A 20,906-nucleotide genomic window follows, 5' to 3' on the forward strand; every position below is an offset into this window, starting at 1 on the left:
AAGCGCTCCCTCATGGGGCGGCCTGCGCAGGTGACCTGAAGCGATCCGCACGGATCCCGCCCTCGTGGCGACATCGTGCGCCTGGCCTCGACACCTGCGTGTCGAGGCCTTTCCTGTGTCCGGGGTGGTTCAGGCAGGCGGCGAGAGACCTCTGGAAGGAGGGCCATGGCGAAGCCCGAGAAGGTGGACGCCGTCGCCGAGATCGCGGAGCTGTTCCGTGCATCCGACGCCGCTGTCATCACCGAGTACCGAGGCCTCAGCGTGGGGGAGCTCAAGGAGCTCCGTCGCTCGCTGGGCTCCGAGACGACCTACGCCGTGGTGAAGAACACGCTCACGGAGATCGCCGCCCGCGAGGCCGGCATCACCGCTCTCGATGGCACGCTCAGCGGTCCGACCGCTATCGCCTTCATCAAGGGCGAGCCGGTGGAGCCTGCGAAGGCTCTGCGTGACTTCGCCAAGACCCACGACAAGCTCGTGGTCAAGTCCGGCTACTTCGAGGGCAAGCTGCTCTCGGAGGAGGACGTCACCAAGCTCGCGGACCTCGAGTCCCGCGAGGTCCTGCTGGCCAAGGCCGCCGGCGCCATGAAGGCGTCGATGTCCAAGGCCGCCGCCGTGTTCAACGCGCCGCTGTCCAAGGCAGTGCGCACCGTGGACGCGCTGCGGGCCAAGCAGGAGGCCTGAGGGGCCCCTGCCTCCCTCCCGGATCGGCTGCCTGAGGCCGACCGGACTGTTCGACCTGGCGCGTGAGCGCCGCACAACACCGCAGGGACCCCGGTCCCGCCAACAGGAAGGAACGCCACCATGGCGAAGCTCAGCAACGACGAGCTCATCGAGGCTTTCAAGGAGATGACTCTCATCGAGCTCTCCGAGTTCGTGAAGCAGTTCGAGGACGTCTTCGAGGTCACCGCTGCCGCGGCCGCCCCCGTGGCCGTCGCCGCTGCCGGCGGTGCCGGCGCGGATGCCGCCGCCGAGGAGGAGAAGACCGAGTTCGACGTCATCCTCGAGTCGGCCGGTTCCGCCAAGATCGCCGTCATCAAGGAGGTGCGCGGCATCACCTCGCTCGGCCTCAAGGAGGCCAAGGCTCTCGTCGACGAGGCTCCCAAGCCGGTCCTCGAGGGTGTCAAGAAGGAGGACGCCGAGGCTGCCAAGGCGAAGCTCGAGGAGGCCGGCGCGACCATCACCATCAAGTGATCCCGTGCGCGCGCTCCGGCGCGCGCCGCACCTGATGGCAGTCGCACTGCTCCGGAAGGGGGGTTCCGCTGATGTTGGGCGGAACCTCTTCCCATCCCGGGTCCTCGCATCCGGAGCCCGCGCCGCGCGTCCTGCTTGACTGTGACGAGAATTCCGGCCATTCTGTCTGCCGTACGGAGCCGTCCCTGCCGCATGTGCGCGGCGGTCGATCCCCTCGGGATCCCGCCCAGCCGGTCGAGCCAGACGGGCAGGGGGCGCCGACAGAACCTCCGCGCCAGGCATATGGCGGTCGACGCGGATGGACCGGTCGTTGCTGCGCCCTTGTGTCCATCCGTGTTCTTCGCTATGCTCGGTCCTTGCGCCATGCGACGCCCTGGGTTCTGCCGCTCCGGCACCTGCTCCACTGCCCTGACGGGTGTTCGCCGCGCCTGGGATTCCGTCATCGGCCTGTGGAAGGACCCCCCTTGGCTGCCTCGAGCACCGATCGCACCACTGACATCGCACTTCGCACCGCCTCTCCTCGCGTCACCTTCGCGAAGCTCGGCGACCCCATCGACGTTCCGGATCTGCTGAGTCTGCAGACCACTTCGTTCGACTGGCTGCTGGGCAACGAGCGCTGGCAGGAGCGTGCGGCCGAGGCCGCCGCCGCCGGCCGCGAGGACGTCCCGCAGACCTCGGGTCTGGCCGACATCCTCGAGGAGATCTCCCCGATCGAGGACTTCGCCGGCAACATGTCGCTGTCCTTCCGCGACCACACCTTCGACGACCCGAAGTACACGGTCGACGAGTGCAAGGAGAAGGACCTCACCTACGCCGCTCCGCTGTACGTCATCGCGGAGTTCATGAACAACGAGACCGGTGAGATCAAGACCCAGACGGTCTTCATGGGCGAGTTCCCGCTCATGACCGACAAGGGCACCTTCATCATCAACGGCACCGAGCGCGTCGTCGTCTCGCAGCTGGTCCGCTCCCCGGGCGTGTACTTCGAGGAGTCGATCGACAAGACCTCCGACAAGCACATCTTCTCGGCGAAGGTCATCCCCTCGCGCGGCGCCTGGCTCGAGTTCGAGGTCGACAAGCGCGACCAGGTCGGCGTGCGCATCGACCGCAAGCGCAAGCAGTCCGTCACCACCCTGCTGCAGGCCCTCGGCATGTCCCACAGCGACATCCTCGAGGAGTTCGGCGAGTTCGAGTCGATGCGCTCCACGCTCGAGAAGGACCGCATCACCTCGCAGGACGAGGCGCTCATGGACATCTACCGCAAGCAGCGCCCGGGCGAGCCGCCCACGCGCGATGCGGGCGAGGCCATGCTGAACAACCTGTACTTCAACGCCAAGCGCTACGACCTGGCGAAGGTCGGCCGCTACAAGATCGGCAAGAAGCTCGGCCTCGAGGGCAGCCTCTCCGAGTCGACCCTGCGCCTGCAGGACATCGTCTCGACCATCAAGTACATCGTCGCCCTGCACGACGGCGTCACCGAGTACACGAGCGTCGACGACCGGCCGGTCCGTGTCGAGACCGACGACATCGACCACTTCGGCAACCGTCGCATCCGCGCGGTCGGCGAGCTGATCCAGAACCAGGTCCGCACGGGTCTGTCCCGCATGGAGCGCGTCGTCCGCGAGCGCATGACCACGCAGGACGTCGAGGCGATCACCCCGCTGACGCTGATCAACATCCGTCCGGTCACCGCGGCGATCAAGGAGTTCTTCGGAACCTCCCAGCTGTCGCAGTTCATGGACCAGAACAACCCGCTCTCGGGCCTGACCCACAAGCGCCGTCTCTCGGCGCTGGGCCCGGGCGGCCTCTCCCGCGACCGTGCGGGCATGGAGGTCCGCGACGTCCACCCGAGCCACTACGGCCGCATGTGCCCGATCGAGACCCCTGAGGGTCCGAACATCGGCCTGATCGGCTCGCTCGCGACCTTCGCGCGGATCAACCCGTTCGGCTTCGTCGAGACCCCGTACCGCAAGGTCGAGAACGGCGTCGTCACCGACGAGATCGTCTACCTCACCGCCGACGACGAGGACCGCAAGGTCATCGCCCAGGCCAACGCGAAGATCGACGAGAGCGGCCGCTTCCTCGAGGAGGCCGTCCTCTCGCGCACCACCGGCGGCGAGCCCGAGCTGGTGCCGCCGACCGAGGTCGACTACATGGACGTCTCCGCGCGTCAGATGGTCTCCGTCGCGACCGCGATGATCCCCTTCCTCGAGCACGACGACGCGAACCGCGCGCTCATGGGCTCGAACATGCAGCGCCAGGCCGTGCCGCTGCTCCGCGCCGAGATGCCGCTGGTCGGCACCGGCATGGAGCGTCGCGCTGCGGTCGACGCCGGCGACGTGGTCGTGGCCCGCAAGGGCGGCGTCATCGAGGAGCTCTCCGCGGACCTGATCGTCGTGATGGCCGACGACGGCACCCGCCAGACCTACCCGATCGGGAAGTTCCAGCGCTCCAACGCCGGCAACTCCTACAACCAGCGCGTGCTCTTCGACGAGGGCGACCGCGTCGAGGCCGGCTCGATCCTGGCCGACGGTCCCTCGACCGACCAGGGCGAGCTCTCCATGGGCAAGAACCTGCTGGTCGCGTTCATGTCGTGGGAGGGCCACAACTACGAGGACGGCATCATCCTGTCCCAGCGCCTGGTCCAGGACGACGTCCTCACCTCGATCCACATCGAGGAGCACGAGGTCGACGCCCGCGACACCAAGCTGGGCAAGGAGGAGATCACCCGGGACATCCCGAACGTCGGCGACGACGTGCTGGCCGATCTCGACGAGCGCGGCATCATCCGCATCGGCGCCGAGGTCGAGCCGGGCGACATCCTCGTCGGCAAGGTCACCCCGAAGGGCGAGACCGAGCTGACCCCGGAGGAGCGCCTGCTGCGCGCCATCTTCGGTGAGAAGGCCCGCGAGGTGCGCGACACCTCGCTGCGCGTCCCCCACGGCGAGTCCGGCACCGTCATCGCGGTGCAGGTCTTCAACGACGACGAGGACGGCGACATCCTGCCGACCGGCGTCAACGAGATGGTCCGCGTGTACGTGGCCCAGAAGCGCAAGATCACCGACGGCGACAAGCTCGCGGGACGCCACGGCAACAAGGGCGTCATCGCGAAGATCCTGCCCGTCGAGGACATGCCCTTCCTCGAGGACGGCACCCCGGTCGACATCATCCTGAACCCGATGGGTGTGCCCGGTCGTATGAACATCGGCCAGGTCATGGAGACCCACCTCGGGTGGGTCGCCAAGTCCGGCTGGGACGTCGACTCGGACGATCCGATCGCCGAGGCGCTCCCGGACTCCGCCCTGCACGGCGAGCCGGGCACTCCGGTCGCTGTGCCGGTCTTCGACGGCCTCACCGCCGACGAGGTGACCGGCCTGATCAAGAACCACCGCCCCAACCGGGACGGCGTGCGCATGATCAAGGAGAACGGCAAGGCGCAGCTGTTCGACGGCCGCTCCGGCGAGCCGATCCCGGACTCGATCTCCGTCGGCTACATGTACATCCTCAAGCTCCACCACCTGGTCGACGACAAGCTGCACGCCCGTTCGACCGGCCCCTACTCGATGATCACGCAGCAGCCGCTGGGCGGTAAGGCCCAGTTCGGCGGCCAGCGCTTCGGCGAGATGGAGGTGTGGGCCCTCGAGGCGTACGGCGCGGCATACGCGCTCCAGGAGCTGCTGACCATCAAGTCCGACGACATCTCGGGCCGCGTGAAGGTCTACGAGGCGATCGTCAAGGGCGAGAACATCCCCGAGCCCGGCATCCCGGAGTCCTTCCGCGTGCTGCTCAAGGAGATGCAGTCGCTGTGCCTGAACGTCGAGGTCCTCTCGTCCGACGGCACCGCCCAGGAGGTCCGCGAGAGCGATGAGGAGGTCTTCCGCGCGGCGGAGGAGCTCGGCATCGACCTGTCCCGCCGCCCGCACGAGGGCGTCGGCTCCATCGAAGAGGTCTGAGCGACGGGGGCGCTCGCGGCGCTGACCGCCGCGGGCCCCCGCCCCAGGCCCCGTTCCCTCAGACACCACCTCTTTTCCGATCGAGAGAAGGACACCTGTGCTCGACGTCAACACCTTCGATGAGCTGCGCATCGGTCTGGCTACCGCCGACGACATCCGCGGCTGGTCCCACGGCGAGGTCAAGAAGCCGGAGACCATCAACTACCGCACCCTGAAGCCCGAGATGGACGGCCTGTTCTGCGAGCGCATCTTCGGTCCCACCCGGGACTGGGAGTGCTACTGCGGCAAGTACAAGCGCGTCCGCTTCAAGGGCATCGTCTGCGAGCGCTGCGGCGTGGAGGTCACCAAGTCCTCCGTCCGCCGTGAGCGCATGGGCCACGTGGAGCTCGCCGCTCCCGTCACCCACATCTGGTACTTCAAGGGCGTGCCGAGCCGTCTCGGCTACCTGCTGGACCTCGCGCCGAAGGATCTCGAGAAGATCATCTACTTCGCCGCGTACATGATCACCGCGGTCGACGTGGACGCCCGTCACGAGGACCTCCCCGACCTCCAGGCGCGTTTCGACCTCGAGATCAAGGAGCTCGAGAACGAGCGCGACGCCGCCGTGAACCAGCGCGCCGTCTCCGCCGAGAAGGACCTCGCCCAGCTCGAGCAGGAGGGGGCCAAGGCCGACGCCAAGCGCAAGGTCCGCGACTCCGCCGAGCGTGAGCAGGCGCAGATCCGCAAGAAGTACGACGCGGAGATCGACCGCATCACCCGCGTGTGGGACCGCTTCAAGGGCCTCAAGGTCGCCGACCTCGAGGGCGACGAGCAGCTCTACCGCGCCATGAAGCTGCGCTACGGCACCTACTTCGAGGGCGGCATGGGCGCCGAGGCGATCCAGCGTCGTCTGCAGGACTTCGACCTGGACGCCGAGGCGGAGCTGCTGCGCGAGATCATCGCGACCGGCAAGGGGCAGAAGAAGGCCCGCGCCCTCAAGCGCCTCAAGGTCGTTTCGGCCTTCCGCACCACCACCAACTCGCCGGTCGGCATGGTGCTGGACGCCGTCCCGGTCATCCCCCCGGATCTGCGCCCGATGGTGCAGCTGGACGGCGGCCGCTTCGCGACCTCGGATCTCAACGATCTGTACCGTCGCGTGATCAATCGCAACAACCGCCTCAAGCGGCTGCTCGATCTCGGAGCCCCCGAGATCATCGTGAACAACGAGAAGCGCATGCTGCAGGAGTCGGTCGACTCGCTGTTCGACAACGGCCGTCGCGGCCGTCCGGTCACCGGCCCGGGCAACCGTCCGCTGAAGTCGCTCTCCGACATGCTCAAGGGCAAGCAGGGCCGCTTCCGCCAGAACCTGCTGGGCAAGCGCGTGGACTACTCCGCCCGCTCCGTCATCGTGAACGGCCCGCAGCTGAAGCTGCACCAGTGCGGTCTGCCCAAGGGCATGGCGCTCGAGCTGTTCAAGCCCTTCGTCATGAAGCGCCTGGTCGAGCTGAGCCACGCCCAGAACGTCAAGGCCGCCAAGCGCATGGTCGAGCGCGCCCGCCCCGAGGTCTGGGACGTGCTCGAGGAGGTCATCACCGAGCACCCGGTGCTGCTGAACCGTGCGCCGACCCTGCACCGCCTGGGCATCCAGGCCTTCGAGCCGCAGCTCGTCGAGGGCAAGGCCATCCACCTGCACCCGCTCGTCTGCGCCGCCTTCAACGCGGACTTCGACGGTGACCAGATGGCCGTGCACCTGCCCCTGTCGGCGGAGGCCCAGGCCGAGGCCCGCATCCTGATGCTGTCCTCGAACAACATCCTCAAGCCGTCGGACGGCCGTCCGGTGACCATGCCCGCCCAGGACATGATCATCGGTCTGTACCACCTGACCACCGTGCGCGAGCAGGCGGCCGGCGCGGGCCGGGCGTTCGCCTCCGAGTCGGAGGCCATCATGGCCCACGACCGCGGCGAGCTGCACCTGAACGCCCCCGTCCGGATCCGCTTCACCGATGTGGTGCCGCCGAGCGACTGGGAGGCCCCCGAGGGCTGGAGCGAGGGCGACCCGATCACCCTCGAGACCACCCTGGGCACCGTCTACTTCAACGAGACGCTGCCGGAGGACTACCCCTTCGTGCAGGGCCAGGTCGGCAAGAAGCGCCTCGGCTCGATCGTCAACGCTCTCGCCGAGCGCTACGACAAGGGCCAGGTCGCCGCGTCCCTCGACGCCCTGAAGTCCTACGGCTTCTCGTGGTCGACCCGCTCCGGCGTGTCCTTCGCCCTCTCGGACGTCGTGACCCCGCCCAGCAAGGCGGAGATCATCGCGAAGTACGAGGCGAAGGCCGCCCAGGTGCAGGAGAACCGCGATCTGGGCCTGGTCTCCGAGGCCGAGCGCAACATGGAGCTCATCGACATCTGGACCGAGGCGACCAACGAGGTCGACAACGCCATGCGGGAGAACTTCGAGCGCTCCAACACCATCTTCCGGATGGTCGACTCGGGCGCCCGAGGCAACTGGATGCAGATCCGCCAGATCGCCGGTATGCGCGGCCTGGTGAACAACCCGAAGGGCGAGATCATCCCGCGCCCGATCCTCTCCAACTACAAGGAGGGGCTCTCGGTCCTGGAGTACTTCATCGCGTCGCACGGCTCCCGCAAGGGCCTCGCGGACACCGCGCTGAAGACCGCTCAGTCGGGCTACCTGACCCGTCGTCTGGTGGACGTCTCGCAGGACGTCATCGTCCGCGAGGACGACTGCGGCACCACCAAGGGCCTGACCCTGCCGGTGACCGTCGAGGAGGGCGGCGCCCTGGTGCCGGCCCCCAACGTCGACACCACGGTGCACGGCCGGATCCTGGCCGCCGCCGTGATCGGTGAGGATGGCGCCGAGGTGTTCCCCGCGGGCACCGAGATCGGTGACGTGCAGCTCGAGGCGATGGTGGCCGCCAACGTGCGGACCGCCAAGATCCGCTCGGTGCTCACCTGCGACTCCGTCGTGGGCACCTGCGCCCGCTGCTACGGCCGTTCGCTGGCCACAGGCCAGCTGGTCGACATCGGCGAGGCCGTCGGCATCGTCGCGGCCCAGTCCATCGGTGAGCCCGGCACCCAGCTGACCATGCGTACCTTCCACTCCGGTGGTGTGGCGAGCGCGGACGGCGACATCACCCACGGTCTGCCCCGTGTCCAGGAGCTCTTCGAGGCCCGTACCCCGGCCGGCTTCGCGCCGATCTCCGAGGTCGCCGGTCGCGTCGAGATCGAGGAGAACGACAAGCAGCGCAAGATCACCGTGACCCCGGACGACGGCACCGACCCGGTCGCGTACACCGTCTCCAAGCGTGTGACGCTGCTGATCTCCGACGGCGAGTCGATCGAGGTCGGTCAGCAGCTCACCCAGGGCTCGGTCGATCCGAAGCAGGTGCTGCGCATCCTCGGCCCCCGTGCGGTGCAGCAGCACCTCGTGGACGAGGTCCAGAAGGTGTACGTCTCGCAGGGTGTGGAGATCCACGCGAAGCACATCGAGGTCATCGTGCGCCAGATGCTGCGTCGCGTGACGATCATCGAGTCCGGCGACACCGACCTGCTGCCCGGCGACTTCGCCGAGCGGGTCTCCTTCGAGCGCGAGAACCGTCGGGTGCTCTCCGAGCAGGGTCAGCCGGCTTCCGGCCGTCCCGAGCTCATGGGCATCACCAAGGCGTCGCTCGCGACCGAGTCGTGGCTCTCGGCGGCCTCCTTCCAGGAGACCACTCGCGTGCTCACCGAGGCCGCCCTGAACCGCAAGAGCGATCAGCTCATGGGGCTCAAGGAGAACGTCATCATCGGCAAGCTCATCCCCGCGGGGACCGGCCTGTCGCGGTTCCGCCACATCGCGGTGGAGCCGACCGACGAGGCCAAGGCGCAGATGTACCAGGTGCCCGGCTACGACGAGCTGGACTTCTCCGGCTTCGGCGGGACCGGTGCGGTCAACCTCGACGACATCGACTACTCGGATCCGTTCCGCACGGACTTCCGCTGAGCCGATGAGCGCGTGAGCGCCTGAGCATCCCCGCCGACGGGCGGGGGAGCGAGACGGACGCCGCGGTGCCGCCCTCCGGGGAGTGCGCCGCGGCGTCCGTCGTCGTGTCCGGCAGTGGGCGGGTCGGCCGACGGCACGGCCGGCGGCGTGCGGGTCGGCCGACGGGACGGCCGACGGCAGGCGGGACGGCTGGCGGCGGCCTGGCCGGCGGGGGAGGGGCGGCGTGGTCCGCACCACGGGGCGCGGTGTCCGTTCCACCCGTTCCGTGAGCTGGCCGACCCGGAGGTTCACGAGAGGGTAAAGGCCTCGTGGCCGCTTGTCCAAGGTCGCGCCAGAGGCCTTACGTCCGCGCGCGGAGGACGGGAGCATGGAGACCGGCAGTTCCCGCGGTCTTCCCCTGCGCCCCTCCGGGCGGCGCCCGCGCCACGGAGCTGCAGATCCCCCTTCGGGCCGGGATCCCAGCTCAGGAACGACATGACGACCGCCGCGCCCGCGCGGCACAGGGAACAGGTGGAACAGTGAAGAAGACTCCGTGGATCATCGGCGCGGCGACCGTGGCCGTGCTCGCCGTCGGCGGTGGCGGCACCGCGTACGCGGTCTCCAACGAGGTCGCGGTCACCGTATACGGCGAGCAGTCCTCCGTGCGCAGCTTCAGCCCGACCGTGGCCGAGCTCCTCGAGGCGCAGGGCATCACGGTGCAGTCCACGGACCTGGTCATGCCGGGGCTCGAGGAGACCGTCACCGACGGCATGGAGATCCAGGTCATCCAGCGCCACCCGGTCACCGTGACGGTGGACGGCGAGTCGCAGGAGCTGCTCACCACCGGCGACACCGTCGAGGACGCGCTGGCTGAGGTCGACTACAAGGCCGAGGGCGCTGCCGTCACCCCGGAGCCGACCACCGAGCTGAGCGCCGAGGGCACCGACATCTCCGTCGTCACCCGCAAGACCGTCACGTTCGTCGGCCAGTACGGTCAGGACACCTTCGAGGTGACCGCGCTGACCGTCGACGACGCGATGAAGAAGGTCCTCGGCGACATCCAGGACTCCGACACCGCGTCCGTGCCGCGCGAGTCCCTCCTCGAGGACGGCGCCACCATCGAGGTGCACCGCACCCGCGTCGTCGAGCGCACCGAGACCGAGGAGATCGGCTTCGAATCCTCCACCGTCGAGGACGACGAGCTGCTCGAGGGCAAGACCAAGACCACCACCGAGGGCAAGAAGGGTTCCAAGGAGGTCGTCTACCAGGACACCGTCGTCAACGGCGAGGTCACCGAGACCGAGAAGGTCTCCGAGGAGATCACCGCCGAGCCGGTGGACGAGGTCGTCGCCAAGGGCACCAAGAAGGCGCCGGAGCCGGAGCAGCGCTCCTCGAGCTCCACGAAGTCCACCCGCAGCTCGGAGCGCGACTCCAGCGAGGACGAGTCCGATGACAGCGGCTCGAGCGACGACTCCGGCTCGAGCGACGACTCCGGCTCGAGCGACGACTCGGGCTCCTCGTCGGCGCCGACCGCTCCGTCCGGGTCCGTGTGGGATCGCCTCGCCCAGTGCGAGTCGGGCGGCAACTGGTCCATCAACACCGGCAACGGCTACTACGGCGGCCTGCAGTTCAGCGCCTCCACCTGGCGGGCGTACGGCGGCGGTCAGTACGCCTCCACGGCCGACAAGGCCTCCCGCTCCGAGCAGATCGCGATCGCCAAGAAGGTCCAGGCCGGCCAGGGCTGGGGCGCCTGGCCCTCCTGCACCAAGAAGCTCGGTATCCGCTGATCGACGTGCTGCGAGGCACGAGCGGCAGGAGATCAGCAGTCGGGTACAGCTGATCGATGTGCTGCGAGCGACGAGCGCGCCGTCCCCTCGGGGGCGGCGCGCTCGTCGCGTCCTAGGCCCGTACACGCCCCGTTCACCGGGGCGCAAATCTGCGGACACGGGGCGTCATGTGATCTGCGTCGGATGCCGGGGGAGGCTTTGACCGCGTACCACGGCCCTCAGTAGACTGTCGGGTGCGTCCGGAGTGCCCTCTGGTCGTGACCCGGGACGAGAGTCGCCGGCCCCTCGGGGCAGGCGGAGGGTGTCCCCCGCGAGGAGCGGATCCTCGCGGCGTGCCCGAATGTCGGAAGGCGGCCATGTCCGGCCCCTCTCGGCGGGCACCGATCACGGTTCTCCAGACGCCCGGCGGACGCCATCGTCCGACGGGCGGGTCGGAGCGCAGCGGTCCTCGGACATGGGGACGGCGCCTCGGGTCGCCGGCCGCGCGAGCGGTCGAAGAAGGTGATCCCCCGGTGCGAACAGCATCGAGGGTCGAAACAGGAAGAAGAGCTGTGCCCACTATTCAGCAGTTGGTGCGCAAGGGGCGGGACGTCAAGTCCTCCGCCTCGAAGACGCCCGCGCTCAAGGGTTCGCCCCAGCGCCGCGGTGTCTGCACGCGCGTCTACACCCAGACCCCCAAGAAGCCGAACTCGGCGCTGCGCAAGATCGCGCGCGTCCGTCTGTCGACCGGCGTCGAGGTCACCGCCTACATCCCCGGTGTGGGCCACAACCTGCAGGAGCACTCCATCGTGCTCGTCCGCGGCGGTCGTGTGAAGGACCTCCCCGGTGTGCGCTACAAGATCGTGCGCGGCTCCCTCGACACGCAGGGCGTGAAGGGCCGCCAGCAGGCGCGCTCCCGCTACGGCGCGAAGAAGGAGAAGAAGTAATGCCTCGTAAGGGCCCCGCTCCCAAGCGCCAGCTCGTGGTCGATCCCGTCTACGGCTCGCCGATCGTCACCCAGCTCATCAACAAGATCCTCCTCGACGGCAAGAAGACCGTCGCCGAGAGCATCGTCTACGGCGCCCTCGAGGGTGCTCGTGAGAAGAACGGCCAGGATCCGGTCGTCACGCTGAAGAAGGCGCTGGACAACATCCGTCCGTCGCTCGAGGTCCGCTCCCGCCGCGTCGGCGGTGCGACCTACCAGGTGCCGATCGAGGTCAAGCCGAACCGTGCGACCACCCTCGCGCTGCGTTGGCTGGTCAGCTACTCCCGCGCTCGTCGCGAGAACACCATGACCGAGCGTCTGATGAACGAGATCCTCGACGCCAGCAATGGCCTCGGCGCCGCTGTGAAGCGACGCGAGGACACCCACAAGATGGCTGAGTCCAACCGGGCTTTCGCGCACTACCGCTGGTGAGGTTGAGCGGGGCCCCTCCTCGCGGAGGGGCCCCGCTCCCGCCTCCCTGGCACGTCGACCAGACTCCGTCCTTCAGAAAGGCACAAGCCCGTGGCACTCGCAGTGCTCAGCGACCTGAACAAGGTCCGCAACATCGGCATCATGGCCCACATCGATGCCGGCAAGACCACCACGACCGAGCGCATCCTCTTCTACACCGGCGTGAACTACAAGATGGGCGAGACCCACGACGGCGCCGGCACGATGGACTGGATGGAGCAGGAGAAGGAGCGCGGCATCACGATCACGTCGGCCGCGACGACCTGCTACTGGCACGACAACCAGATCAACATCATCGACACCCCGGGCCACGTGGACTTCACCGTCGAGGTGGAGCGCTCGCTGCGCGTGCTCGACGGCGCGGTCGCCGTGTTCGACGGCAAGGAGGGCGTGGAGCCCCAGTCGGAGACCGTCTGGCGCCAGGCGGACAAGTACGACGTGCCCCGCATCTGCTTCGTCAACAAGATGGACAAGCTGGGCGCTGACTTCTTCTTCACCGTCAAGACCATCATCGAGCGCCTCGGCGCGAAGCCGCTGGTCATGCAGGTCCCGATCGGTGCGGAGAACGACTTCGCCGGTGTCGTCGACCTCGTCGAGATGAAGGCCTACGACTGGCCCGAGACCCTCGAGGAGGATCTCCCCGCGATCAACGCGAAGAAGGGCGATGCCGCCCTCGGTCAGTGGCAGCGCGAGATCCCGATCCCCGAGGATCTCGCCGAGCTCGTCGAGGAGTACCGCTCCAAGCTCGTCGAGGACGTGGCCGAGAGCTCCGAGGAGCTCATGGACAAGTACCTCGAGGAGGGCGACCTCTCGATCGAGGACCTCAAGGCCGGCATCCGCGCGATGACCGTGTCCTCGCAGGCCTACCCCGTGTTCTGCGGCTCCGCCTTCAAGAACAAGGGCGTCCAGCCCATGCTCAACGGCGTCATCGACTACCTCCCCTCGCCGCTCGACGTGCCCGCCATGGTCGGTCACAAGCCGAACGACGAAGAGGTCGAGCTGACCCGTAAGCCCGACTGGAACGAGCCCTTCTCGGCGCTCGCGTTCAAGGTCGCCGCTCACCCGTTCTTCGGTGCGCTCACCTACGTGCGCGTGTACTCCGGCCAGGTCAAGACCGGTGAGCAGCTGCTCAACGCGACCACCGGCAAGAAGGAGCGCGTCGGCAAGCTGTTCCAGATGCACTCCAACAAGGAGAACCCGGTGGACGAGGCCTTCGCGGGCCACATCTACGCGTTCATCGGCCTCAAGGACACCACCACCGGTGACACCCTGGCCGATCCCAGCTCCCCGATCCAGCTGGAGTCCATGTCCTTCCCCGAGCCCGTGATCTCCGTGGCCATCGAGCCCAAGACCAAGGGCGACCAGGAGAAGCTCGGCGTGGCCATCCAGAAGCTCGCCAAGGAGGACCCGACCTTCCAGGTCGAGCTCGACGAGGAGACCGGGCAGACCGTCATCAAGGGCATGGGCGAGCTGCACCTCGACATCCTCGTGGACCGCATGCGCCGCGAGTTCAAGGTCGAGGCCAACATCGGCAAGCCCCAGGTGGCCTACCGCGAGACCATCAAGCGGACCGTGGAGAAGTACGACTTCACCCACAAGAAGCAGACCGGTGGCTCCGGCCAGTTCGCGAAGGTCCAGATCACCTTCGGCCCCCTCACCGACGCCGAGGAGGGTGTGTTCTACGAGTTCGAGAACAAGGTCACCGGCGGCCGCATCCCGCGCGAGTACATCCCGAGCGTGGACGCGGGCATCCAGGACGCCCTGCAGTCGGGCATCCTCGCCGGCTACCCGGTCGTGAACGTCAAGGCCGAGCTGATCGACGGCGCGTACCACGACGTCGACTCCTCGGAGATGGCGTTCAAGATCGCCGGCTCCATGGCGGCCAAGGAGGCTCTGCGCAAGGCGCAGCCCGTCCTCCTCGAGCCGCTCATGGACGTCGAGGTCCGTACTCCGGAGGAGTACATGGGAGATGTCATCGGCGACCTGAACTCGCGTCGCGGGCAGGTTCAGTCGATGGAGGACGCGAGCGGGGTCAAGATCGTCCGTGCTCTCGTCCCGCTGTCGGAGATGTTCGGGTACGTCGGCGACCTGCGGTCCAAGACCCAGGGTCGCGCGATGTACACGATGCAGTTCCACAGCTACGCGGAGGTCCCGTCCAACATCGCGGACGAGGTCATCGCGAAGACCCGGGGCGAGTGAGTCGTCGGGGAGCAGGTAGAGTCCTTCTCCTGCTCCCCCCGCTTCCGTCGGACCGTCGCCCCTCGGGGCGGCGCCCGATCCCGATCCAGAAGTACCACGAGAAGAAGTCCTAGGAGGACACCACCATGGCTAAGGCCAAGTTCGAGCGGACCAAGCCGCACGTCAACATCGGCACCATCGGTCACGTCGACCACGGCAAGACCACGCTGAGCGCCGCCATCTCGAAGGTTCTGTACGACAAGTACCCGGACGTCAACGAGAAGCGTGACTTCGACACGATCGACAACGCGCCCGAGGAGAAGCAGCGCGGCATCACGATCAACGTCTCGCACATCGAGTACGAGACCGAGAAGCGCCACTACGCGCACGTCGACGCCCCCGGCCACGCCGACTACGTCAAGAACATGATCACCGGCGCCGCTCAGATGGACGGCGCGATCCTCGTGGTCGCCGCGACCGACGGCCCGATGGCTCAGACCCGTGAGCACGTCCTCCTCGCCAAGCAGGTCGGCGTCCCCTACCTGCTCGCCGCTCTCAACAAGTCCGACATGGTCGACGACGAGGAGATCCTCGAGCTCGTCGAGATGGAGGTCCGCGAGATGCTCGGAGCCCAGGGCTTCGACGAGGACGCTCCCGTCATCCAGGTCTCCGCTCTCAAGGCCCTCGAGGGCGATGAGAAGTGGGTCAAGTCCGTGGAGGAGCTCATGGAGGCTGTGGACGAGAACATCCCGGACCCGGTCCGCGATCTCGACCAGCCCTTCCTCATGCCCATCGAGGACGTCTTCACCATCCAGGGCCGCGGCACCGTGGTCACCGGCAAGGTCGACCGTGGAAAGCTCGCGATCAACTCCGAGGTCGAGATCCTCGGCATCCGCGAGCCGCAGAAGACCACGGTCACCGGTATCGAGATGTTCCACAAGCAGATGGACGAGGCGTGGGCCGGCGAGAACTGCGGTCTGCTGCTGCGTGGCACCAAGCGTGAGGACGTCGAGCGTGGCCAGGTCGTGGCCAAGCCCGGCACCATCACCCCGCACACCAACTTCGAGGCGCAGGTCTACATCCTGTCCAAGGACGAGGGCGGCCGTCACAACCCCTTCTACTCGAACTACCGTCCGCAGTTCTACTTCCGGACCACCGACGTCACCGGCGTCATCACGCTGCCCGAGGGCACCGAGATGGTCATGCCCGGCGACAACACCGAGATGACGGTCGAGCTGATCCAGCCGATCGCCATGGAGGAGGGCCTCGGCTTCGCCATCCGTGAGGGTGGCCGCACCGTGGGCTCCGGCCGCGTCACCAAGATCACCAAGTGATCGCGGCGGGGGAGACCCCGCGACGCTGACTGACAGCAGGACCTCGACCCGGGAGACCGGGTCGGGGTCCTCTGTCATTCCCGGGGCATCTGGCGTCGGCCGGCGCCCCACCCGGCCCTCGTGCTCCAACGCCCCCGTCCACCCCTCGGTTCCCACTGCGCGGCGGAAACAGCCCGACCGCCAGAGGCATGACGACGCCCCGCCACCCCGGCCGAACAGGGCGGCGGGGTGACGGGGCGTCGGCGGAGCTCAGCGGCGGCGGAGGAGCCTGCTCAGCGCCGCGAGTCGGGATCCTCGGCCGAAGGTGCGTCCGCATCGGGGGCCTCGGTGGTCGATGCCGGTCGACGTCCGTCGACCGGCCGGTCGGCCGGTGCGCTGCTCTCGCGCAGCGGCGTCCCGGCGGGCTGCCCGAACTGGGGGCGGTTCTGCGTCGATGATGCGGGGGCCGACGGTGCGGCATTCGGTGCCGGCTGGCCGTACGACGGCGCGGTGCGCTGTGACGCCGAGGGGTGAGCGGGCGTCGCCGGCCCGGCCTGTCCGAACGGGGCGGCTGCCGAGCTCTGGTGGTTCGCCTGCTGCGGGGGAGTCGCGTGCGGGTGTCCGGGCTGCGGGCTCGCGCCGTAGTGCCCGGCCGCGCCGCCCACGGAACCTGCTGCGCCGCCGACGGAACCGGCCGCGCCGGCCCCGTGCGTTGCCGGTACGCCGACGGTGCCGCGCTGCGGGGCCGCCACGCCCTGCTCGGCGAGGATGCGGCGGGCCTCCCCGGAGTGCTTGTGCTCGACGAGCAGCTCGTACTGCATCGGGATGGTCGCGGTCATCGAGGTGAAGTCCCGCTTCCCGCCACTCATCGCGTAGCCGATCACCGACCACACGGTGAAGAAGACGATGCCCATGAGCACCGCCGAGATCACGACGCCGATGTTGCCGGGGCTGAGGAACATGAGGATGAGTCCGACGAACAAGCCCATCCACACACCCGAGAGCACGCCCTGGCCGATCACCCTGCCCCAGGTGCGCCGTCCGGTGACGCGCTCCATCAGTCGCAGATCGGTCCCGACGATGAGTGTGGACTGCACGGGGAACTGCCGGTCCGCGAGCGTGTCAACGACCGACTGCACCTCGGAGTAGGTGGAGTACACGCCGAGCGAGTGGGGGTACTCGAGGTTGAACAGTCGGGCTGTGTGCGGGGAGACGGATCCGGAGGGCTGGCTCATGGGGCCAGGGTAGACCGCGACGTTCCGCGTGACCTGCACGGGCGCCGGGCGTTGCCGGGGGATCCGCTGATCGGCGGCTGGACGAGGGGCCGGGACGCCCTCCGAATGCTCGGTCGGTGGAGCGCGCCGGTCACGTCGCGTATATCGAACCGTGATCTTTCGGTGCGTGAAGACGACCGTTTAGGGGGCCGGACGAGCGTAATGTTGCGGCCACCAACGGCGAGGGCGCCGACCACGGGGCCCAGCCATGCCATCCCGAAGGAGTGCTGGAGCCATGGAAGAGCCCACGAAACTCACCGTACCGGAGACCCCGGCGGATCGTCTCGGCGCCTCGCGTCGCCTGTTCCTCGGCCTAGCCGGCGCCTCCGCCGGTGCCGCGGCCCTGAGCGCCTGCGCCGCCGGAGGGGGCGGCGGAGGTGAGGAAGGCGGCGGCGCCGTCCCCGAGGGCGGGGGAGAGGTCAGCGACGACAACCCCTTCGGCATCGATACGGCGGGCACCGTCGACGTCGTCATCTTCAACGGCGGCTACGGCGATCAGTACGCGAAGGACGCCGGGACGAAGTACAAGGAGCTGTACCCCGACTCCGACCCGCAGGTCACCTCGACCGTCAACATCCAGCCGGACCTGCAGCCGCGCTTCATCGACGGCACCCCTCCCGATATCTTCGACAACTCGGGCGCGCAGTCGATGAACGCCGGAGCGCTGATCTCCGAGGGCTCCCTCGCCGACATCACCGCGCTGCTCGAGGCACCGTCCCTGGACGGGGAGGGCACCGTGGGCGACACCCTGCTGCCGGGGGCACTGGACCCGGGCACCTACTCGGGCACGGTCTACGCCCTGAACTACGTCTACACCGTCTACGCCCTCTGGTACTCGGGAGCCCAGTTCGAGGAGAAGGGCTGGGCGCCGCCCACCACCTGGGACGAGCTGATGACCATCGGCGAGGCCGCGAAGGGGGAGGGGCTCGCGCTCTTCCCGTGGGGCGGCCAGAACGCGTCGAACTACTACCAGGAGCTCGCCATCTCCATGGCGATCAAGGAGGGCGGCGACGAGATCCGGACGAAGATCGACTCCCTGGCGGAGGACGCCTTCTCCCAGGACGCCGTGGTCGCCGCCTATGCCGCGATCGAGGAGGCGGTGACGGCCGGCTACTTCCTCTCGGGCGGTGCGAGCATCAAGCACACCGAGGCGCAGACCCAGTGGGTGACCGGCAAGGCGGTGATCTACCCGTCGGGCTCCTGGATCGAGAACGAGCAGCGGGACACCACTCCCGAGGGCTACCAGATGATGGCGTGCCCGGTGCCGCTGCTCTCCTCGGGCGCCGCCCTGCCGCTCGAGGCGATCCACGGCACCGCCGGCGAGCCGTTCTTCATCCCGTCCCAGGCGGCGCACGGTGCCGGTGGGCTGGAGTTCCTGCGGGTCATGCTCTCCAAGGAGCAGGCGGAGAACTTCTCCTCGATGACCTCCTCGCCCACCATCGTCAAGGACACCATCCCGGACGACGCCTTCGGGTCCACGGCACTGGCCTCCACCAACGAGATGATCAAAGCCGCGGGAGAGAACACCTTCCACTTCAACTTCCGCGACTGGTACGGGCTCGGCCCCGACTCCGTCACGCTGTGGACGGAGTTCCTCAACGGCGACATCACCGCCGATCAGGCACGCGAGCGGGAGCAGGGCCTGATCGATGCCGTGCGCGAGGACGACAGCATCGACAAGTTCGACGTCGTCTGATGGCAGCTGTCCCCGTCGCCGGCCCGTCGGGTGCCACCTCCGGCACCCGACGGGCCCGCGCCCGTCTGACCCCGTCCCGCCTGCTCTTCTTCGCTCTCTTCCTCGGTCTGCCGCTACTGCTGTACGGCCTCTTCGTGGTGTGGCCGGTGCTGCAGGCCGTCGTCTTCTCCTTCACGAACTGGCGCGGCTACGCGGCTGCCCCGGAGTTCATCGGCCTGGACAACTACATCCGCCTCTTCAAGGACGACACCTTCCTGCGGGCCCTGCGCAACAACCTGATCCTGCTGGTCGCGCTGCCCACCGTGGTCATCTCCCTGGCCTTCGCCCTGGCGGTGCTGGTCACCGTCGGCGGCGATTCGAAGGGCGAGATCCGCGGAGTCCGCGGCGCGAGCATCTATCGCGTCGTGAGCTTCTTCCCGTACGTGATCCCCGCGGTGGTCGTCGGCATCCTCTTCGCCTTCGTCTACTCGCCCAACGGCGGACTGCTCAACGGCATGCTCGGACTGATCGGCCTCGACCACGGGATCGGCTGGCTCGGCGACCGACGCTTCGCCCTCGCGGCGATCGTCGCGGCCGTGGTCTGGTCGCTCGTCGGCTTCTACATGGTGCTCTTCGTCGCCGCGATCAAGGCGATCCCGTCCGAGGTGGTCGAGGCGGCGCGCCTCGACGGCTGCGGCCGGGTCCGCCTCGCGGTGCAGATCATCCTGCCGATGGTGCGGGAGAACGTCTCCACGGCCGTGGTCTACATGGGCATCATGGCGCTGGACATGTTCGTCTACATCAACGTCATGACCCCGAACGGCGGCACCGGCAAGTCGACCGAGGTCATCTCCCGCTATCTCTACGAGACCGCCTTCCAGAAGTCGCAGTTCGGGTTGGCCTCCGCGATGGGCGTCGTCCTGGCCCTGGTCACGATGCTGATGGCCGTGATCGTGCTCTTCGGCGTCGGACGGAAGGGAGACGCATGAGCACCGCCCTCGAACGCCGCCCTCCCCGCCGCACCGCCGGCGACCGGATCTTCGGCACGGTCGCCCACGTGGTCCTCACGGTCTGGGCGCTGCTGGTGATCCTGCCGCTGATCTGGACCGTGTACAGCTCCTTCAAGGGCTCCCGGGAGATCCTCACCTCGCCCTTCGCTCTGCCGGAGCGGTGGCGGCTGGACAACTTCGTCACCGCCTGGCAGGAGGCCGGCATCGGCCGGTTCTTCGGCAACACGCTGATCGTCGTGGGCTCGGCACTGTTCCTGGTGATGCTGCTGGGTTCGATGTGCGCCTATGTGCTGGCGCGCTTCGAGTTCCCGGGCCGACGGGCGATCTACTACGCGCTCATCGCCGGGCTCACCTTCCCGCTGTTCCTCGCGGTGGTGCCGCTGTTCTTCGTGCTGCAGTCGATGGGACTGCGGGGCACCTACGTGGGGCTGATCCTGTCCTATGCGGGCTTCGCGCTCCCGTTCACGGTGTTCTTCCTATACGCGTTCTTCCGGCAGCTGCCCGAGGAGATCGCCGAGGCGGCCGCGATCGACGGCGCCGGGGACTTCCGCACCTTCTTCCAGGTGATGATCCCGATGGCGGGGCCCGGCCTCGCGAGCGTCACGATCTTCAACTTCCTGGGGCTGTGGAACCAGTTCCTCCTCCCGGTGGTGCTGAACTCCGACGAGGAGAAATACGTGCTCGCCCAGGGCCTGGTGAACCTCCAGGCCCAGCAGGGGTACCAGTCGGACTGGGGCGCGATGTTCGCGTCCGTCACGATCACTATCCTGCCGGTGCTGATCGTCTACGTGATCTTCCAGCGCCAGCTGCAGGGCGGGATCGGGCCGTCGACGAACAAGTAGGCACAAGCAGGGGCACGGACACGTCGGGGCAGCTACGTGCCAGTACGGACCGGCCGACGGGGCGCCCCGGGAGCATCCTGTGACGGGGTGCACCCGGGGTCCCCTTGTGAGTACCTTCCGATCTCTGGCAGACTGGTCGAGTTGTCTGCGCGGGCCGACATGCCCGGTTCCGTTCTCCGAGGGTCTTCCTCGGCGAATGATCACCGGATGAGGTCCGACCCGAGGATGCGAACGATGCCCATGCATCGAGCGCGCATCGTCAGAGGGATATGCGCAGTACGCAGCCG

General features: G+C 68.1%; 13 protein-coding genes. 12 read left to right on the forward strand and 1 reads right to left on the reverse strand.

The window, feature by feature from the left end:
• Nucleotides 1-165 precede the first annotated feature (165 nt).
• The 9 genes from rplJ (at nt 166) to tuf (ending at nt 15,839) form a co-directional block, all read left to right on the forward strand.
• Nucleotides 166-681 carry a 50S ribosomal protein L10 gene (gene rplJ / locus V1260_RS14065; RefSeq protein ID WP_329747450.1) on the forward strand — a complete coding sequence of 172 codons (516 nt, stop codon included), beginning with the start codon at nt 166-168 and terminating at the stop codon, nt 679-681.
• Between the two features lie 120 nt (nt 682-801).
• The gene (gene rplL, locus V1260_RS14070; protein ID WP_329747451.1) at nt 802-1,191 is read left to right on the forward strand and encodes a 50S ribosomal protein L7/L12; all 390 of its coding nucleotides are present in this window, start codon (nt 802-804) and stop codon (nt 1,189-1,191) included.
• A gap of 464 nt (nt 1,192-1,655) precedes the next feature.
• A complete protein-coding gene (gene rpoB / locus V1260_RS14075; RefSeq protein WP_329747452.1) occupies nt 1,656-5,144 on the forward strand; it encodes a DNA-directed RNA polymerase subunit beta in 3,489 nt (1,162 codons plus the stop codon).
• A 97-nt stretch (nt 5,145-5,241) separates the two neighbouring features.
• The gene (locus V1260_RS14080; protein ID WP_329747453.1) at nt 5,242-9,126 is read left to right on the forward strand and encodes a DNA-directed RNA polymerase subunit beta'; all 3,885 of its coding nucleotides are present in this window, start codon (nt 5,242-5,244) and stop codon (nt 9,124-9,126) included.
• A gap of 518 nt (nt 9,127-9,644) precedes the next feature.
• On the forward strand, nt 9,645-10,892 hold the full coding sequence (locus tag V1260_RS14085) for a transglycosylase family protein (protein WP_329747454.1): 1,248 nt from the start codon (nt 9,645-9,647) through the stop codon (nt 10,890-10,892).
• Between the two features lie 551 nt (nt 10,893-11,443).
• Nucleotides 11,444-11,818, forward strand: a complete 375-nt coding sequence (gene rpsL, locus V1260_RS14090) for a 30S ribosomal protein S12 (protein WP_329747455.1) — start codon at nt 11,444-11,446, stop codon at nt 11,816-11,818.
• On the forward strand, nt 11,818-12,288 hold the full coding sequence (gene rpsG, locus V1260_RS14095; RefSeq protein WP_329747456.1) for a 30S ribosomal protein S7: 471 nt from the start codon (nt 11,818-11,820) through the stop codon (nt 12,286-12,288). Before rpsL ends, rpsG begins: the two co-directional genes overlap by 1 nt.
• Before the next feature lie 90 nt (nt 12,289-12,378).
• Entirely contained in the window at nt 12,379-14,526 is a 2,148-nt protein-coding gene (gene fusA / locus V1260_RS14100) for an elongation factor G (protein ID WP_329747457.1), read from the forward strand.
• 125 nt (nt 14,527-14,651) lie between these two features.
• On the forward strand, nt 14,652-15,839 hold the full coding sequence (gene tuf / locus V1260_RS14105; protein WP_329747458.1) for an elongation factor Tu: 1,188 nt from the start codon (nt 14,652-14,654) through the stop codon (nt 15,837-15,839).
• Between the two features lie 272 nt (nt 15,840-16,111).
• Here tuf and V1260_RS14110 read toward each other — a convergent pair whose 3' ends face one another.
• Nucleotides 16,112-17,053, reverse strand: a complete 942-nt coding sequence (locus V1260_RS14110; protein ID WP_329747459.1) for a general stress protein — start codon at nt 17,051-17,053, stop codon at nt 16,112-16,114.
• Between the two features lie 274 nt (nt 17,054-17,327).
• On the opposite strand from V1260_RS14110, the gene ngcE reads away from it, so the two are divergent.
• The 3 genes from ngcE to V1260_RS14125 are packed head-to-tail and all read left to right on the forward strand — an operon-like array spanning nt 17,328 to nt 20,619.
• A complete protein-coding gene (ngcE, locus tag V1260_RS14115) occupies nt 17,328-18,788 on the forward strand; it encodes an N-acetylglucosamine/diacetylchitobiose ABC transporter substrate-binding protein (RefSeq protein WP_329747460.1) in 1,461 nt (486 codons plus the stop codon).
• A complete protein-coding gene (locus tag V1260_RS14120; RefSeq protein ID WP_329747461.1) occupies nt 18,788-19,756 on the forward strand; it encodes a carbohydrate ABC transporter permease in 969 nt (322 codons plus the stop codon). Before ngcE ends, V1260_RS14120 begins: the two co-directional genes overlap by 1 nt.
• Nucleotides 19,753-20,619, forward strand: coding sequence for a carbohydrate ABC transporter permease (locus V1260_RS14125; RefSeq protein WP_329747462.1), 867 nt, complete (start codon nt 19,753-19,755; stop codon nt 20,617-20,619). Before V1260_RS14120 ends, V1260_RS14125 begins: the two co-directional genes overlap by 4 nt.
• Nucleotides 20,620-20,906: the final 287 nt, after the last annotated feature.

The sequence above is a fragment of the Brachybacterium sp. J144 genome (assembly GCF_036321705.1).
In the GTDB taxonomy this organism is placed as follows: domain Bacteria; phylum Actinomycetota; class Actinomycetes; order Actinomycetales; family Dermabacteraceae; genus Brachybacterium.

Bases quoted from the DNA above. Each gene is read 5' to 3' on its own strand.
- rplJ (WP_329747450.1), top strand. From the start codon at position 166: ATGGCGAAGCCCGAGAAGGTGGACGCCGTCGCCGAGATCGCGGAGCTG.
- rplL (WP_329747451.1), top strand. From the start codon at position 802: ATGGCGAAGCTCAGCAACGACGAGCTCATCGAGGCTTTCAAGGAGATG.
- rpsG (WP_329747456.1), top strand. From the start codon at position 11,818: ATGCCTCGTAAGGGCCCCGCTCCCAAGCGCCAGCTCGTGGTCGATCCC.
- tuf (WP_329747458.1), top strand. From the start codon at position 14,652: ATGGCTAAGGCCAAGTTCGAGCGGACCAAGCCGCACGTCAACATCGGC.
- V1260_RS14110 (WP_329747459.1), bottom strand. From the start codon at position 17,053: ATGAGCCAGCCCTCCGGATCCGTCTCCCCGCACACAGCCCGACTGTTC.
- ngcE (WP_329747460.1), top strand. From the start codon at position 17,328: ATGGAAGAGCCCACGAAACTCACCGTACCGGAGACCCCGGCGGATCGT.
- V1260_RS14120 (WP_329747461.1), top strand. From the start codon at position 18,788: ATGGCAGCTGTCCCCGTCGCCGGCCCGTCGGGTGCCACCTCCGGCACC.
- V1260_RS14125 (WP_329747462.1), top strand. From the start codon at position 19,753: ATGAGCACCGCCCTCGAACGCCGCCCTCCCCGCCGCACCGCCGGCGAC.